The organism is Micromonospora sp. WMMC415, assembly GCF_009707425.1.
Lineage (GTDB): Bacteria > Actinomycetota > Actinomycetes > Mycobacteriales > Micromonosporaceae > Micromonospora.
The window spans coordinates 757589-773826 of record NZ_CP046104.1 but is presented as its reverse complement, the minus strand read 5'-3'; the positions used below and the strand labels follow the sequence as shown (position 1 = coordinate 773826).

Genomic DNA, 16238 nt, shown 5'->3' with positions numbered 1-16238 from the left:
CCGGCGAGCGCCGACCACTGCCGGAAGACGGCGGCGGGGCCACGGATCGACCGTGGCCCCGCCGTTCGTCGCGTCGGGTCAGGCTGCTGGCTTGAGGCAGAGCACCCGGTTCGTGCCCTCGCCCGGAAGCACCACGTGCGGCTGCGCCGGGTCGGCGCACTTCGCCGGGGCGTCCACCTTCGACACGACGGTGAACGCACCCGCCTCCCCGCAGTCGACGGCGCTCGCGCCACTGCCGGCCTGCTTGACGCAACTGCCCACCGGCGGGTCGAAGGCCGGGGCCTCGTCACCGCCGATCTTCCCGAGCAGCGCGAGCAGGCCCAGCGGGACGGCCAGGATCAGCACGGCGGCGACCAGCACGGCGGCCAGCACCCGTCCGTTGCGGACCTTCGGCGCGGGCGCGTCGGCGGCCGGCTCGGCGATCGGCTTGAACGAGTCGAAGCGGCTCTGGTCCGCCTCGGAGCCGGTCGGCCCTCCCTGGTCCCACGACGGCACGGTCTGCTGGGGCGCCGGGGGGAACGCGGGCGAGAAGGCCGGCTCGGGCGGGGGCGGGAAGCCGGAGCCGTTGACGGCGGCGGCACCGGCGGCCGGGGTACCGAACTGGTCCGCGGGCCGGTCCGCGCCACCGTGGGGCCGGACGCCGTTCATCGGCCGGTCGTGGGCCGGCGCGTCGGCGAAGGTCGGCATGCCCGGCGGGAACGGGGGCGGCGGTGCCGGCGAGGCCGGGACGACGGGTGCGGCGCCCGCGAAGGCGGCCGGACCGGCGGGCCGGTCCCGGTCGTCGGCGCCACGGCCGAAGCCGTTGTCCGCACCGAAGCCGTTGTCCGCGCCGAAGGAGTTGTCGGGGGCGAAGCCGTTGTCCGGGCCGTGGTCGGGTCGGGCCTCCGGTCCGAACCGGTGCGGAGCCTGGTCAGCCTGGTGGCCGTTCACCGGCTCCACGTCCTCGGTGGACTCGGGGCGGGCCGGACGGCCGTACACGCGGGGCTGCGGCGCGGGCGTCGTCGGACGCAGGGCCTGGTCGGTCGGGGGCATGACACGGCTGGCCAGCGGCACCGAGGCGCTTCCCGACACGGCGCCGGAGGCGCCGCCGGACGGCACCGCGACCGAGGCACGGCCCGCGGACTCCGGAGACGTACGCGGAGCGGGCACCACCGGGGCGGCTGCCGGCTCGTCCTGCCGGGCGGCGGCAGCCCAGTCCTGCTGCCCACCCTCGTAACCCGGGGCCCCGGCGTCCCGGCCGGGCTGCTCCGCGGCGAACGGCGCCGGAGGCGCGAAGTCGGCCGGCGGGGCGGCAGCCAGGCTGGCGCCTGGTACGCGCTGCTCCTGCGGGGGCAGCGGCACCGCGTTCGCCGGCGAGATCCCCGGCCCGGGAGCGGGCTGGTAGGCCGGCGGCTCGTCCGCCCGCTCCGGCTCCCGCGCGTCCTGCGACGCGGCCGGCTCGGAGCGGCCCCACGCCTCGCCCGGCGCCCACGGCTCGGCCTCCGGAACGGCCGGCCGCTGCGCTGGCACCCAGGGCTGCGGCGCACCCTCCGCGGGCACCGAGGCGCTGGCCCGCGCCGGGGGCGTCGAGGTCGGCTCGGCCGGCTGCCAGCCGCCGTCGTTGGCGGTCGGCGCGGCGGCACGCGCCGCCCACCCGCCGCTCGGCGGCTGCTCGTCGTGACCCGCCCAGGTGTCGCTCGGGCGCGTCTCACCCGGCGCGTCCCGGTCACCGGAGGCCGCCCAGTCGGTCTGCGGCCGGTCGTCCTGGTGGCCGGCGGCCCAGCCACCGGACCGGGCCGGGTCGTCCTGGTGCCGCCGGTCGTCCGGCGTCGGCATGTCCGTGGCCCATCCGCCGGAGGACGCGGCGTCCTGCTGCGGGGCCGGCCAGCCGGACTGGTCCGACGTGGACTGCCGGGCCGCCTCGGCGGGGCGGTCGGGCTCCGGCCACGCCTGCGGCGTGCCGGGCACCTGCGCCGCGCCGCGCACGGCGGGTGCCCAGGCCGGCGCCGCCGCGTCCGCCGCCCAGGCGGGCTGCTCCGGCTGCGCGCCGGTGGCGTCGTCCTGCGGTGCGCCCCACTCGGGCTGCTGCGGCCGGTCGTCCTGGGTGGCGGTGCCGGTCGCCCATCCGCCGGAGGAGGACTGGTCGGGCTGGGTGCCGGGATGCCAGCCGCCGGAGCGGGCCGGGTCGGGGTGGGCGGTCCCGTTGCTCCAGCCGGTGGCCGCCTCGGGCTGGCCGGGCGTCGGGTGGGCCGGGGACTCCTGGGCGGGCCATGCCTGCGGCACCTGGGCCGCGCCCCGGGCCGCCGGGCCGGGCTGCCCCCAGGCGGGCGCGGGCGGCTCGGCCTGGGCCCATGCCGGCGCCTCGGGGGCGGGCTGTTCGGTCTGTGCGCGCCACGGGGGAGCACCGCCGTCGGGTGCCCGCGCGCCCGGGGCGGGTGCTTCGCTCTGCTGCGGCACCTGGGCGGCACCCCAGGTGGGGGTCGGCGGTGCCTCGTTCGGCCAGGCGGGCGCCGCCGGGTTCGGCTGCGTGGGCGGCGGGGGCGCCCAACCGAGGTCGGGGTTGCCGACGGCGTACCCGTTGTCCTGCTGCGCCGGCCGGTCGCCGTACGGCGTCGGTCCACCAGCGCCCGGCGACGCCTCGTCCGGCTGCTGGCCGGGGTGCTGCGTGCCCTCGGACGTCATGCGTGCGCCTCCTCCATCACCTGTCGGCCGCCGGCGCCGCGTGCGCGGCACGGCGACCGGCGTCGCCGGTGGGTACCGGCCGTGCCGGCTCCCCGCACCGTATCCGGTGCCCCTGAAGGGGCATCGGGGAGCACTGGCCGTCACTCCGCGTCGCCGGACCGTGTCGATCGGCCTCTATCGGAACCGACCTGCCCGACGGGCGGGCGACGACCGGATCCCACCGTACCGGGCGCCGGGGTGATGGGGGAATCCCGGTGCCAGCCGGTGTGGGGCGGCCGACCGGTGGGTCCGGGTGAACGCCGACGGCCCGCCCGGGTTCACCCGGGCGGGCCGTCGGCTGAGGAGGCGAGGAACGTCGTGGAGCGTCAGTGCATGTGACGCTGGGCGATGGCGAGGATCTCGTCGCGTACCGCGGGCGAGTTGGCCGAGCGCAGCGCGCGCTCGATGGCGCGGGCGCGGCGGTTGGCGTCGCGGCGGTTGCGGATTCGCTCGATCATGCTCATGGGTCTCTCCATCCTGGCTATTCGGTTGTTGGCCCCTGGTGACTCCTATTTAACCGCGTCCAGCCCAAGATTTCCATCGATTGTTAGGTGAGCTGAGACACCTGCCTAACAATCTAAGGTCAGACGGGGGTCGGGGCCGAAGTTCCGTCGCCGAACGGAAACGGCCGGTGTGCCGGGCGTTCACCCGTGGCACACCGGCCGTCCATCGCTCAGCCGAGGCGGACCGGTCAGGTCCAGGCGAGCAACGCCGCCTCCGGATCGGCGAGGAAGTCACCGACGTCCCGGAGGAACTTCGACCCGAGCTCCCCGTCGATGATCCGGTGGTCGAACGACAGGCCGAGCGTCGTGACCTGGCGCGGGCGCACCTTGCCCTTGTGTACCCACGGCATCTCGCGCACCGCACCGAACGCCAGGATCGCCGACTCGCCCGGGGGCAGGATCGGCGTACCCGTGTCCACCCCGAACACACCGACGTTGGTGATGGTCAGGGTGCCGCCGGACATGTCCGCCGGGGAGGTCTTCCCGGCCTTGGCCGTCTGCACCAGGTCGGTCAGCGCGTCCGCCAGCTCCCGCAGGGTGAGCCGACCGGCGTCCTTGACGTTCGGCACGATCAGACCGCGCTCGGTGGCCGCCGCGATGCCCAGGTTGACGTACTCCTTGACCACGATCTCGTCGCCGGCCCAGGTCGAGTTGACCATCGGGTGGCGCTTGACCGCCAGCAGCACGGCCTTGGCGACCAGCAGCAGCGGCGAGACGCGGACGTCCCGCCACTCCCGCCGGCTGCGGAGCCGGTCCAGGGCCTTCGTCGCCCGGGTCACGTCGACGGTCAGGAACTCCGTCACGTGCGGCGCGGTGAACGCCGAGCGGGACATGTTCTCCGCCGTCAGCTTCCGGACCCCCTTGACCGGGATCCGCTGCTCGCGGTCGGCGCCGAAGCTCGCCGCCGCCGTCGCCGTCGGGACCGCCGCCAGCGGCTCGGCCGCCGGGGTGCCGCTCGCCGCCCGCTGGACGTCCTCCCGGGTGATCGAGCCGAGCGGGCCCGAGCCGGTCAGGGTCGACAGGTCGACGCCGAGATCCTTGGCGAGCTTGCGTACCGGCGGCTTGGCCAGCACGAGACCACCGGCGATGGCGCCGCCGTGCCCGTTGCGGCCGCCCGCCGGCGGCGCGGCCACCGGCGCGGGGGCCGGCCGGACCGGCTCCGGGGCAGGCTGGACCGGCGCGGGCGCCGCCTGGGCCTGCGCCGGGACCTCACCCTTGCGCGGGCGGCGCTTCGCGGCGGTCGTACGCGGGCCGTAGCCCACCAGCACCGCCGTCCGGCCACCCGGAGCGGGGCCACCGATCAGGCCCGGCTCGACCGCGCCCTCGGCCGGCGCGACCTCCACCGCCGCGAGCGACGCGGCCGACGGGGTGGGCAGGTCCCCGTCCGGCGCGCCGGTGGTGGTCGGCGTGTCCAGCGGGCCGGCGCCCGGGTCGGTGTCGATCGCGATGATCGGCGTACCGACCTCGACGGTCGTGCCCTCCCCGTGGAAGATCGCCTGGACCTTGCCGGCCCACTTCGCCGGGATCTCGACGGCCGCCTTGGCGGTCTCGACCTCGACGATCGGCTGGTTCAGCTCGATCGTGTCGCCGACCTTGACCAGCCAGCTGAGGATCTCGCCCTCGGTCAGGCCCTCGCCCAGGTCGGGAAGGTTGAACTCCTTGATCCGCGACATGCCGCTCACCAGCCGAAGGTGCGGTCGACGGCGTCGAGCACCCGGTCGAGGTCGGGCAGGTACTCCTCCTCCACCCGGGCGGCCGGGTAGGGGGTGTCGTAGCCGGTCACCCGCAGCACCGGGGACTCCAGGGAGTAGAAGCACTCCTCGGTGATCCGGGCCGCGATCTCCGCGCCGAGGCCGACGTTGGACGGCGCCTCGTGCACCACCACCGCGCGGCCGGTGCGGCGCACCGACTCGTAGACCACGCCGAGGTCGAGCGGCGAGAGCGTACGCAGGTCGATGACCTCCAGCTCCCGGCCGTCCTCGGCGGCGGCGGTCGCCGCGTCCAGGCAGGTACGCACCATCGGCCCGTACGCGAGCAGGGTGGCGTCGGTGCCGGGCCGGGCGACCCGGGCGGCGTGCAGCGGGTACGCGTCGCCGAGCGGCGCGTCGACCTCGACCGGGCCCTTCTCCCAGTAGCGGCGCTTGGGCTCGAGGAACACGATCGGGTCGTCCGAGGCGATGGCCTGCTGGATCATCGCGTACGCGTCCTGCGGGTTGGAGCAGGAGACGACCTTGAGGCCGGCGGTGTGCGCGAAGTACGCCTCCGGCGACTCCGAGTGGTGCTCGACCGCGCCGATGCCGCCGCCGAACGGGATGCGGATCACCATCGGGATCCGCAGCTTGCCGCGCGAGCGGTAGTGCATCTTTGCCACCTGCGACACGATCTGGTCGTACGCCGGGTAGACGAAGCCGTCGAACTGGATCTCGCAGACCGGCCGGTAGCCGCGGATGGCCAGGCCGATCGCGGTGCCGATGATGCCGGACTCGGCGAGCGGCGTGTCGATCACCCGCTGGTCGCCGAAGTCCTTCTGGAGCCCGTCGGTGATCCGGAAGACGCCGCCGAGCTTGCCGACGTCCTCGCCCATGATGACGACCTTCGGGTCGTTCTCCAGGGCCTTGCGCAGGCCGACGTTGAGGGCCTTGCCGAGGGTGAGCGTCTCCGTGGCCATCAGTGCGCGCTCCCCTCGAACGACTCCAGGTACTTGCTGAACTGCTCCCGCTGCTCGTCGAGGAGCGGGGACCCGTTGGGGTAGACGTGGTCGAACAGGGTGGTCGGCTCCGGGTTCGGCATGGCGAGTACCCGCTCGCGCAGGTGCACCGACTCGCGCTTGGCCTGCTCGTCGACGTCGGCGAAGAAGTCCGCGTCGGCGATCTGCTGCTTCTCCAGGAAGGCCTTCATCCGGGCGATCGGGTCCTTCGCCTGCCAGGCCTCGACCTCGCTGGCGATCCGGTACCGGGTCGGGTCGTCGGAGGTGGTGTGCGCCCCCATCCGGTACGTGTACGCCTCGATCAGGCTCGGACCCTGCCCGTGCCGGGCGTTGTCCAGCGCCTGCCGGGTCACCGCGTACGTGGCGAGCACGTCGTTGCCGTCCACCCGGACCCCGGGGAAGCCGAAGCCGGCGGCCCGCTGGTAGAGCGGGATGCGGGTCTGCCGCTCCAGCGGCTCGGAGATGGCGTACTGGTTGTTCTGGCAGAAGAAGACCAGCGGCGCGTTGAAGACGCCGGCCCAGACGAACGACTCGTTCACGTCACCCTGGCTGGTGGCGCCGTCGCCGAAGTACGCGATCACCGCCTCGCCGTCGTCGGTGCCCGTCTTGCCGTCCATGGCGACACCCATGGCGTACCCGGTCGCGTGCAGGGTCTGCGCCCCGATCACGATCGTGTACATGTTGAACTTGAACTCGTTCGGGTCCCAGCCGCCCTGGTCGACGCCGCGGAACAGGCCCAGCGGCATGATCGGGTCGATGCCCCGGCAGTAGAGGACACCGTGCTCCCGGTAGGTCGGGAAGGCCATGTCCTGCGTGCGCAGCGCCCGGCCGGACCCGACCTGCGCCGCCTCCTGGCCGAGCAGGCTCGCCCAGATGCCCAGCTCGCCCTGCCGCTGCAGGGCGGTCGCCTCGGCGTCCAGCTTCCGCACCAGCACCAGGTCCCGGTAGAGGCCCCGGTACTCCTCGTCGGTGAAGTCGACGCGGTACTCGGTGCCGTCCGGCCCCGTCACGCTGTCGATCCGCTCACCCTCGGGGGTGAGCAGTTGTACAAGCTCGGGGTCGCCGGTCGCGCCCTTCCTGGACCGGGGTGCGGCCCGTCGTCCGCCTCTGGTGACCCCGGGGTCGCCCTTTGCCATCCGTCTCTCCCTGTCGTGTCTGCGCCGGCACCGGGGGGTCACCCGGCAACGCGCAACTCCTGCGCCTGTCCGGCTGGTGCCGGACCGGTTCCTGGCGACCGCGCCTAGCCCCGGTGGGGGTTGCCGCGCGGCGTGAGCCGGATCCAGGGGAGTGGATCCGGTTCGGGAGCGCCGGCGCCCAGCCGGGCCGTCCGCGGGGGTGCGCGGCGACCCCGGCTGCGTTGCCGTCGTGGTCCATATTCGCATCACACGTGAGCGGGCCCACAGCCCGACCGGCCCGCACCTCACCGCCGGTCCGCTTCGTTACACGGATTGCCGGGTGTCTGCTCCATCGACGCACCGACTTTCCGGTGATGGTTTGTCACTGTTCGGGCACATAGGCGTGTCGACACGCTGTAACGGGTTGGCTGACTGAGCGTGACTACGCCAGGGTGAGGAACGCGGGATCGCCGCGCCGCTCCCGGGCCGGCCGCGGTCGCCCGCCGTTGTAGGGGACGACGAGGAGGAATGTGCGGTGTCCGAGCCAGGTGACGCTCCACGGCCGCCGGTCTACGGCCGGCACCGCTCGGGTACCGGCTACCGCCGGCTCGTCGGCGCCCACCGGGCACCCGCCGGCGGCGGCCCGTCGCGGGGCTACCTGTTCACCGTGGCACTGCTCGCCGGCACCGCCTCCATGCCGATCCTCGCCGCGATCAGCACCGGCTCGGCCACCGTCGGCAGCACCGCCCTTCCCGACGCCGGCACCCCGTTCATCCCCACCCCGTCCGTGGGTCCGGTGGTGATCCCGCTGCCGGCGACCAGCCAGCCCGGCGTCGTGCCGTCGCCCACGCCGACGCCCGCCGTGGACGTCCCGAACGCCCCGACCTGGCGCTCCGTCGTGCGGCCGGTGGGGCGTCCGGCCCGTGCCGCCGGCCGGCCCGCGCAGGACGGCCCCGCACCGGCTCCCGCGCCACCACCCCCGCCCGGTACGCCGCCATCCCCGCCGGGTACGACGCCGTCCCCGTCCCCGCCGGCGCCGGTCCCGACGCCGACCGCCATGCCGAGCCCGACGCCCGATCCGACGGGGAGCCCCACACCGACCGAGGGTCCGACCCCGTCGGTGAAACCGACGTACAGCTGGCCGCCGTCGGATCCCACGCCCAGCGACGAGCCGGACGCGCCCACCGCGACCGGTGAGCCCCCGGAGCCCGAGCCGACGGGCGAGCCGTCCGGACCGGTGCCCACCGGTCGGCCGGAGCCGGCGGGGCCGGCCGTCCCCAGCCCGACGGATGGTCCCCCGGCGGATCCCATCCGTACGTCACCGCCCCCCGCCGACCCGGCGCCGACCAGCGTGCCGCCGCCGGTCCCGGTGGGCACGACGCCGGCTGCCGACTCCCCGGCCGTACCCGTACCGGGGCGGCCGTCGCGGTCGCCGGCCGCGACGACGGCGACCACCGAGGGCCGGTGAGCCCCGGCCGCCGACGTGCCGACCGGCAACGGGACGGCAGCGGCACGGCGCCGGCCGGAGCGGACCGCCCCGGCCCGGCCCGAGGGGTCAGGCTGGCGCGGATGGTCACCGAGGCGACCGCGCCCGCGATCCTGGTCTCGGTCCTCACCGTCACGGTCGCCTGGCACAGCGCCCGGGGCGGCCTCGACGGTCTGGCGTGGGGGCTGCTCGCCACCGTGTTCGTCAGCGGCATCCCGTTCGCGTACATCGTCGGCGGGGTCCGCCGCGGCCGGCTCACCGACCATCACGTCGGGGTCCGCGAGCAGCGCCGCGTCCCGCTGCTGTTCGGGCTCGGCTCGGTGGCCGCGGGCCTCGCCCTGCTCGCGGTGCTCGGTGCGCCGCGCCCGGTGCTCGGCCTGGCCGCCGCCGGGCTGGTCGGGCTGGTGGTCGCCGTGGCGGTCAGCCACTGGTGGAAGATGTCGATCCACTCGGCGGTCGCGGCCGGCACGGTGGTCGTCCTGGTGCTCACCTTCGGGGCGCGGTTGCTGGTCGCCGCACCGCTGCTGGCCCTGGTCGGCTGGTCCCGGGTGCGGCTGCGGGATCACACCGTGCCGCAGGTGGTCGCCGGTGGGGTGTTCGGCGCCCTGGTGGCGGGCCTGGTGTACGGCACCCTCGGGTGACCCCGTCCACCGTGACCGGCCCGACCACGCCTGACCCGGTGGGACGTCGGGCGCCGAGGCTCAGGCGCCGTCGTCGGTCAGGTGGTGGCGGTTGGCCTCGATCCAGGCGTCCAGCGCGGCCGGGTCGTCCGGGTCGACGCCGTCGGCCAGCAACTGGGCGACCGCCGCGGTCGCCGGGCTGCGCCGCTCACCCGTGGTGTAGAGGCGCGCGAACTCCGGCACCATCTCCTCGATCGCGGCGTCCGTCCGGGCCGCCGCGGTCTCCGGCAGCCCCTTCTTGCGGGCGCCGTACGCGGCCCAGCCGCGCATCACCCGGGGCAGCAGCGCCGCGTCGTCCATGTCCAGCACGGCCCGCCGGTGAACCCAGTCCAGCAGGAACAGCCCGGCCACCGTCGGACTCCACCGCAGCGGGTCGGGGTCGGTGAAGGTGGCCGCGTGGTCGAGCAGCAGGCCGAGGCAGAAGTGCAGGGAGGCGAGCTGGGCCCCGTCGACGGCGTCCAGCCCGAACCGGGTGGCCTCCGGTGCGGCGAGGAACCGCCGGACGAGGTCCGTACGCTCCGCGGCGGTGAGCGGCTCCACCACCCGGACCGGCGCCGGCCGGCCCACCGGCAGCAGGGCCAGCCGAGCTCCGACCAGCGCCCGGTCGGTGGCCAGCGACCCCTCCCCGGGCAGCTCGCTCAGGTCGTCGGTGACGGCCAGGTGCCGGGTCACCTCGGCGTGCATGCGCGCCGGCTCCTCGTCGCGGAACCAGGTCAGCTCGTCACCGGCGCACATCCGGCGGATCTGGTCGAGGACGCGGGCGGGCGGGCCACCCACGAAGACGTCCTTGGTGATCCCGATGTTGTGGTCGACGAGCGCGACGAGCGCGTGCTCCGGCCCGCCCGCCGGGTCGTCGTACGCGAACGTCGCCAGGTACGAGGTCTGGTCGCCGTACACGTCCCCGTACGACCAGCAGCCGGTCAGGTGGACCCGGCCGAGCTGACCCGACCAGGCGGGGGCGGCGGCGCCGGGGCGGACCCGGTCGGCTCCCGCCGCGTCCGGCACCAGGGCGGCGAAGACCGAGCGGATGGTGGTCGCCGCCGCCGCGCGCCGGCGGGAGGTGGCGGCGAGGAAGTCGCCGACGAAATCGCGGACGGCGTCGTCGCGCCGGGTCTCGGCGACCGCGTACACGCTGCCGAGCAACGCCGCGCCGAGCATCTCGGCGTCCAGGGCGTTGTCGAGCTTGGCCACGTCGCGGGCCGCGTGCAGCACCGCGTCGTAAGGGGTCTGCGGAGTTCCCATCCACCGACCCTACGCCGCGACGGGCTCCCAGGTCGGCTGGAGCGGTGTGGGCACCTCCGCGGGTGCGGCTCGGGCGGCCCCGGCCCGGCATCTCCCGGCCGCGACCTGGGGTCTCTCGGCAGCGGCTCGGCGTGTCTCCACCGGGGCTCGGCGTGTCGCGCGGAGCTGCCCGGCGTCCGCCGCGCCCGGTCAGTGCCGGGCGGCCTCCGCCAGGGTCCGGCGGGCCTCGGCGTACGACGCCAGCACGCCGCGCACCGGCACGAGCACGTACGCCGCCCCGACGTCCGCCACCGCGGCGGTGAGCCGCTGCTCGGCCCGCCGCCGTGCCCGCCGCGCCGCCCACCGCAGCGCGGGCCGGGTCAACGCCGCCACCAGCAGCCCGGCGAGCAGGCCGCCGAGCAGCAGCACGGTGGGCAGGGGCACCACGCCGACGGTCGGATCGTCGAGCTCCGGCAGCCCGAGGGCGCGCAGCGCGTACCCCAGGGCCAGCCAGCCCAGCCCGACCACCGCCGCTGCCGTGACCAGCCACTGGAGGCCCCCGACGAATCGCCACCACAGCGGCCGGCTGCCCATCCCGAGGTCGGTGCGGGCGATCGCGCCGTCCAGCGCGTCGGGCAGGTCGGCCAGCCGGGAGCGGGCGGCGGCGGTCACCGCCGCCGGCCAGGACGCGGGCAGGCCCGCGCCGGCGCGGTCGGCCACCGACCGGATGGCCAGCCCGAGCGCGGAGCGCTGCGCGGCGGTCGGATCGGGCACCGAGGTCGCGGCGACCAGACTCTCCGCCGGGTCCGTGCCGTCGCCGGGAGCGCCCGGCAGGTGCAGCCGGCGCAGCGGATCGGGCCGCAGCCGCCGCCAGCCCCGGACCAGCGGCCAGCCGGTCGCCGCCGCGCCCCGGTGCCGGTACGCCGCCTCCACCGCCTCGGCGACGGCGGGCACCCCGGCGGCGCCGGCGAGGGCCCGGTGCAGCCCGGCGACCGTGGAGTCGTTCAACCCGGCCGGCTCGCCCGCGTCGACCAGTTCGGTCAGGTCGGCCACCACCGCGTCCAGGTCGCCGCGCAGCCGCCGCAGCGCGGCCTGCCGCTCGGCGACCGTCCGCTCCAGCGCCTCCCGCAGCCCGGCGATGCCGTCCGGGTCGACGGCGGCGGTGGCCAGCAGCGGTACGCCGTCCAGGCCGTCCGCGTCGAGCAGCCGACGCAGGTCGGCGACGACCCGGGGCAGCTCGGCCGGGGGCAGCCGGTCGGCCTGGTTGAGCACGACGAGGGTGACGTCCCGGTGCCGGTGGAACTCGCGCAGGTAGCTCGTGTGGATCACGCGATCGGCGTACTTCTGCGGGTCGACCACCCAGACCACCAGGTCGACGAGGCCGAGCAGCCGGTCGACCTCGAGCTGGTGGGACCGCTGCACCGAGTCGAAGTCGGGCAGGTCGAGCAGGATGAGCCCGTGCAGGGTCGACTCGTCGTCGCCGTCGAGCACGCTCTCCCGGACGAACCGGTGCCGGGGCAGCACGCCGACCCAGTCCAGCAGCCGGGTGGCGTCGTCGAGCGGTCCCCAGACGCAGGCGTGCGTGACGCCGGTGGTCGGACGGCGTACCCCGACGGGCGACAGCTCCATCCGGGCGAGGGCGTTGAACAGGCTCGACTTGCCGCTGCCGGTGGCGCCGGCCAGGGCCACCACGGTGTGGTCACGGGAGAGCGCGAGCCGGGTGCCGGCGCGCTCGACCAGGGTGTGCGCGGCGACGAGCTGCTTGTCCGGTAGGTGGCCGTCGACGAGCGCGAGGAACCGGCTGACCGCCTCCAGCCGGGCGACCAGGCCATTGGCGTCCACCCGCTGCTGACCACGGAACGCCTCGCGCATCCGCCCGACGATGTTGCTCACCGCGGCCCGTCCTCCTCGGCCGGCGCGTCGACGGCGAGGCCGCTGCGGCGCCGGGCCAGCTCCACCCGGTCGGCGGCCCGGCGCAGCGTCTCGGCGGTCTCCGGGGCGGGCCGCGCGGCCGCCGTCCGGCCGAGGTAGCGCGCGGCCTCCTCGTCCAGCAGCGTCCGCACCCGCGCCAGCAGGTCCGTCCGGGCCTTGTTGGCCAGCGTACGCACCGCCTGGTCGCCGAAGATGGCCTGGAGCACGGCCTGACCGGCGACGGTCGTGCCGGCCCCGGTCGCGACCTCCAGCCCGGTGGGGATGAAGGCGGTCGACGCGAACACGGCGATCATGACGGCGAGCCCGGTGGCGTTCACCGCGTACGCGGCCGTCCGGGCCACGAAGCGCTTGTCGCCCCCTTCAACCCGCACCAGCTCCAGGACCCCGCGCTGCCACTCGCGGACCAGCCGTTCGGCGCGCTCGGGCAGGTCGGGTGACGGGTGGGCGAGCTCCGGGTCGAGCAGCGCCGTCCCGGCGGGGTGCGCCCGCCACGCGGTGTGCGCGGTCTCCGCCGCCTCCGAGGCGACCCCGCGAAGCAGCGTGACCAGCTGGGACTCGATCGCGACGCGTAGCTCGGCGGCGGGGGCGGGGCGGCCGGTCACCGCGGCGACGATGCGGTCCCGCAGGCGCCCGATGCGCGCCTCGAGCGTGCGGAAGAGCTCTCCGGTGCCCACGAACTCCTGCCAACGAGCCAGCACCTCGCCGCGCAGCAGCCGCCCGTCGGAGAGCCCCTGCTCGACCGTGCGGTGGGCGTTCCGGTACGCGGCGGCGACCCGTTCGTCGAGTGCGTCGGCGGTGGCCAGCTGCTCCTCGGCGGCCTCGGCGAGGCCTTCGACGGTCGGGTGGAGTGTCGCGAGCGCCCCGTCGAGGGTCTGCCGGACGACGGCGTCCCGGGCGTCGGCGTCGGCGGCGAGCCGGGCGAACCAGTCGGCGAGCGGCGCGGTGACCTGCTCGGGGAGCAGGCCCTGCCCGTCCACCCAGGTCTCCGGGAGGACGAACAGCGGCGCGGAGCCGAGGCCCTGGTCGGCGAGCATCTCGGAGAGGTGGGCGGCCACCTCGTCGCCCGCCTCTGGCGGCACCCGGTCGAGCACCATGGCGATGACCGTGCCCCGGGCCTGGGCGGTGCGCAGCAGCTCCCAGGGGACGGCGTCGGCGTACCGGGCGGCGGTGGTGACGAAGAGCCAGAGGTCGGCGGCGGCGAGGAGTTGGCCGGCGAGGGCCCGGTTGGCATCGACCACCGAGTCGATGTCGGGGGCGTCGAGGAAGGCCAGCCCGGGCGGCAGCGCCGGTGCGGTGACCAGGTGCAGGGTGCGTGGGTCCTCGCTGGGGGCGCCGGTGCGGGTGAGGCCGGGCAGCAGCTCGCCCTGGCGGAACCAGCTCGAGTCGGCCGGGTTGCACACCAGCACCGGGGAGCGGGTCGTGGGGCGGAGCACCCCGGCGGCGCTCACCCGGGCCTTGACCAGGCTGTTGACCAGGGTCGACTTGCCGGCGCCGGTGGAGCCGCCCACCACCACGAGCAGGGGGGCGTCGAGCCGGCGGAGCCGGGGCAGCAGGTAGTCGTCGAGCTGGTCGGTGAGCGCCCGGCCGACCCGGGTGGCTGCTTCGGCCGAGGGCAGCGCGAGCGGGAAGTGCGCCGTGCCGATCGCGGCGCGCAGGCCGGTCAGCGCGGCGGGCAGGGTGTCGTCCCCGGTGGTGGCCGGGGCCTCCCCGGCGTCGGTGGGGCCGGTGCGGGCAGCGACGGCGGGCGCGGCGGACTGGGTGGCGGGATCGCCGTGCGTCGTCACCGCTAAAGCGTGCCCGACCGATGCAATGGAAAACAACCGGACGGTAATAACGGGTGGGTTGCGTCGGGTCGGCTCAACCTCGACTTGACGATCGCCGACGGCGTGGCACTATTGAGCCAAGTTCACTCAACTTGTGGTGGGTGTGCTGCGGGCGGTGCCCGTCACCTGCTCAAACGAACGAAGCGAGGAAGCGAAGATGGCACGTGCGGTCGGTATCGACCTCGGCACGACGAACTCCTGCGTCAGCGTCCTGGAGGGCGGTGAGCCCACCGTCATCGCCAACGCGGAGGGCTCGCGGACGACCCCGTCGATCGTCGCGTTCGCCCGCAACGGCGAGGTGCTCGTCGGTGAGGTCGCCAAGCGCCAGGCGGTGACCAATCCGGACCGGACGATCCGCTCGGTCAAGCGGGAGATCGGCACCAACTGGTCCGTCGACATCGACGGCAAGAAGTACACGCCGCAGGAGATCTCGGCCCGCACGCTGATGAAGCTCAAGCGGGACGCCGAGGCGTACCTGGGCGAGCAGATCACCGACGCCGTGATCACCGTCCCGGCGTACTTCAACGACGGCCAGCGCCAGGCCACCAAGGAGGCCGGCGAGATCGCCGGCTTCAACGTGCTGCGGATCGTCAACGAGCCGACCGCGGCGGCCCTGGCGTACGGGCTGGACAAGGGCTCCAAGGAGCAGACCGTCCTGGTCTTCGACCTCGGCGGCGGCACCTTCGACGTGTCGCTGCTGGAGCTGGCCGAGGGCGTCGTCGAGGTCAAGTCGACCAGCGGTGACAACCAGCTCGGCGGCGACGACTGGGACCAGCGGATCATCGACCACCTGGTGAAGACCTTCCGGGGCGAGCACGGCATCGACCTGTCCCAGGACAAGATGGCCATGCAGCGGCTCAAGGAGGCGGCCGAGAAGGCGAAGATCGAGCTGTCCGCCGCCACCACCACCAACATCAACCTGCCGTACATCACCGCCGGTGCGGCCGGCCCGCTGCACCTCGACGTGACCCTCAGCCGGGCCGAGTTCCAGCGGATGACGCAGGACCTGCTGGACCGCTGCAAGGGCCCGTTCGAGCAGGCCGTCAAGGACGCCGGGATCAAGGTCTCCGACGTCGACCACGTCATCCTGGTCGGCGGCTCGACCCGCATGCCGGCCGTGACCGACCTGGTCAAGCAGCTCACCGGCAAGGAGCCCAACAAGGGCGTCAACCCGGACGAGGTCGTCGCCGTCGGTGCCGCCCTGCAGGCCGGTGTGCTCAAGGGCGAGGTCAAGGACGTCCTGCTGCTCGACGTGACCCCGCTGAGCCTGGGCATCGAGACCAAGGGCGGCATCTTCACCAAGCTGATCGAGCGCAACACCACCATCCCGACCAAGCGCTCCGAGGTCTTCACCACGGCGGACGACAACCAGCCGTCGGTGCTGATCCAGGTCTTCCAGGGCGAGCGTGAGATCGCGGCGTACAACAAGAAGCTCGGCACCTTCGAGCTGACCGGTCTCCCGCCGGCGCCGCGCGGCGTGCCGCAGATCGAGGTCACCTTCGACATCGACGCGAACGGCATCGTGAACGTCCACGCGAAGGACCTCGGCACCGGCAAGGAGCAGAAGATGACGATCACCGGCGGCTCCTCGCTGCCGAAGGACGACATCGAGCGGATGCGCCGGGACGCCGAGGAGCACGCCGAGGAGGACAAGCGGCGCCGCGACGAGGCCGAGACCCGCAACCTGGCCGAGGCGCTCCAGTGGCAGACCGAGAAGTTCCTCGCCGAGAGTGGCGACAAGCTGCCCGCCGAGTCCCGGGACCAGATCAACGACGCGCTCGGCGAGCTGCGCAGCGCGCTCGGCGGTCAGGACATCGAGAAGATCAAGTCGGCGCACGAGAAGCTGGCCCAGGTCTCCCAGCAGGCCGGCTCCCTGCTCTACAGCCAGCAGCAGGGCGAGCAGGCGGGCGCCGGTGCGACCGGCGGTGCCCAGGCCGGCGGTGCCCAGGCCGGTGGTGCCCAGGCCGGCGGTGCTCAGGCCGGCGGTGCTCAGGCCGGCGGCGCCGACGACGTGGTCGACGCGGAGATCGTGGACGAGGACAAGAAGTGACGGTCCTCCCACGCAGAGGGA

At 75.0% G+C, this 16238-nt stretch carries 11 protein-coding genes; 3 read left to right on the top strand and 8 right to left on the bottom strand.

Translation table 11 applies throughout. The features are described from left to right. Window positions 1-78: 78 nt before the first annotated feature. The 5 genes from GKC29_RS03775 to pdhA all read right to left on the bottom strand — a co-directional run bounded on the left by GKC29_RS03775 (window position 79) and on the right by pdhA (window position 7046). Entirely contained in the window at window positions 79-2661 is a 2583-nt protein-coding gene (locus GKC29_RS03775) for a hypothetical protein (RefSeq protein ID WP_155329498.1), read from the bottom strand. A 365-nt stretch (window positions 2662-3026) separates the two neighbouring features. After that, window positions 3027-3164, bottom strand: coding sequence for a hypothetical protein (locus GKC29_RS29460; RefSeq protein WP_196255796.1), 138 nt, complete (start codon window positions 3162-3164; stop codon window positions 3027-3029). A gap of 227 nt (window positions 3165-3391) precedes the next feature. Next, window positions 3392-4885: a dihydrolipoamide acetyltransferase family protein gene (locus GKC29_RS03770; RefSeq protein WP_196255795.1), complete on the bottom strand. Its 1494-nt coding sequence runs from the start codon at window positions 4883-4885 to the stop codon at window positions 3392-3394. Further along, complete coding sequence (locus GKC29_RS03765; protein WP_155329497.1) at window positions 4882-5871, bottom strand: alpha-ketoacid dehydrogenase subunit beta; 990 nt, start codon at window positions 5869-5871, stop codon at window positions 4882-4884. The genes GKC29_RS03770 and GKC29_RS03765 overlap by 4 nt, the downstream gene beginning before the upstream one ends. After that, window positions 5871-7046 (bottom strand): pyruvate dehydrogenase (acetyl-transferring) E1 component subunit alpha, encoded by a 1176-nt coding sequence (pdhA, locus tag GKC29_RS03760; protein WP_155329496.1) that lies wholly within the window; start codon window positions 7044-7046, stop codon window positions 5871-5873. Before pdhA ends, GKC29_RS03765 begins: the two co-directional genes overlap by 1 nt. Before the next feature lie 514 nt (window positions 7047-7560). Here pdhA and GKC29_RS30320 point away from each other — a divergent pair. Together GKC29_RS30320 and GKC29_RS03750 are read left to right on the top strand one after the other, a co-directional pair. After that, complete coding sequence (locus GKC29_RS30320; RefSeq protein ID WP_155329495.1) at window positions 7561-8493, top strand: hypothetical protein; 933 nt, start codon at window positions 7561-7563, stop codon at window positions 8491-8493. 101 nt (window positions 8494-8594) lie between these two features. Continuing rightward, window positions 8595-9152 carry a phosphatase PAP2 family protein gene (locus GKC29_RS03750; RefSeq protein ID WP_155329494.1) on the top strand — a complete coding sequence of 186 codons (558 nt, stop codon included), beginning with the start codon at window positions 8595-8597 and terminating at the stop codon, window positions 9150-9152. Between the two features lie 60 nt (window positions 9153-9212). Here GKC29_RS03750 and GKC29_RS03745 read toward each other — a convergent pair whose 3' ends face one another. The 3 genes from GKC29_RS03745 to GKC29_RS03735 all read right to left on the bottom strand — a co-directional run bounded on the left by GKC29_RS03745 (window position 9213) and on the right by GKC29_RS03735 (window position 14128). Further along, window positions 9213-10433 (bottom strand): hypothetical protein, encoded by a 1221-nt coding sequence (locus GKC29_RS03745; protein WP_155329493.1) that lies wholly within the window; start codon window positions 10431-10433, stop codon window positions 9213-9215. Between the two features lie 189 nt (window positions 10434-10622). Beyond that, entirely contained in the window at window positions 10623-12284 is a 1662-nt protein-coding gene (locus tag GKC29_RS03740) for a GTPase (protein ID WP_155333968.1), read from the bottom strand. A gap of 17 nt (window positions 12285-12301) precedes the next feature. After that, complete coding sequence (locus GKC29_RS03735; RefSeq protein WP_155329492.1) at window positions 12302-14128, bottom strand: GTPase domain-containing protein; 1827 nt, start codon at window positions 14126-14128, stop codon at window positions 12302-12304. A gap of 196 nt (window positions 14129-14324) precedes the next feature. On the opposite strand from GKC29_RS03735, the gene dnaK reads away from it, so the two are divergent. Beyond that, a complete protein-coding gene (gene dnaK / locus GKC29_RS03730; RefSeq protein WP_155329491.1) occupies window positions 14325-16217 on the top strand; it encodes a molecular chaperone DnaK in 1893 nt (630 codons plus the stop codon). Window positions 16218-16238: the final 21 nt, after the last annotated feature.

Excerpts from the sequence above, each read along its gene's own strand:
- GKC29_RS03740 (WP_155333968.1), bottom strand. The coding sequence starts at position 12,284 with ATGCGCGAGGCGTTCCGTGGTCAGCAGCGGGTGGACGCCAATGGCCTG.
- GKC29_RS29460 (WP_196255796.1), bottom strand. The coding sequence starts at position 3,164 with ATGAGCATGATCGAGCGAATCCGCAACCGCCGCGACGCCAACCGCCGC.
- GKC29_RS03745 (WP_155329493.1), bottom strand. The coding sequence starts at position 10,433 with ATGGGAACTCCGCAGACCCCTTACGACGCGGTGCTGCACGCGGCCCGC.
- pdhA (WP_155329496.1), bottom strand. The coding sequence starts at position 7,046 with ATGGCAAAGGGCGACCCCGGGGTCACCAGAGGCGGACGACGGGCCGCA.
- GKC29_RS03765 (WP_155329497.1), bottom strand. The coding sequence starts at position 5,871 with ATGGCCACGGAGACGCTCACCCTCGGCAAGGCCCTCAACGTCGGCCTG.
- GKC29_RS03750 (WP_155329494.1), top strand. The coding sequence starts at position 8,595 with ATGGTCACCGAGGCGACCGCGCCCGCGATCCTGGTCTCGGTCCTCACC.
- GKC29_RS03775 (WP_155329498.1), bottom strand. The coding sequence starts at position 2,661 with ATGACGTCCGAGGGCACGCAGCACCCCGGCCAGCAGCCGGACGAGGCG.
- dnaK (WP_155329491.1), top strand. The coding sequence starts at position 14,325 with ATGGCACGTGCGGTCGGTATCGACCTCGGCACGACGAACTCCTGCGTC.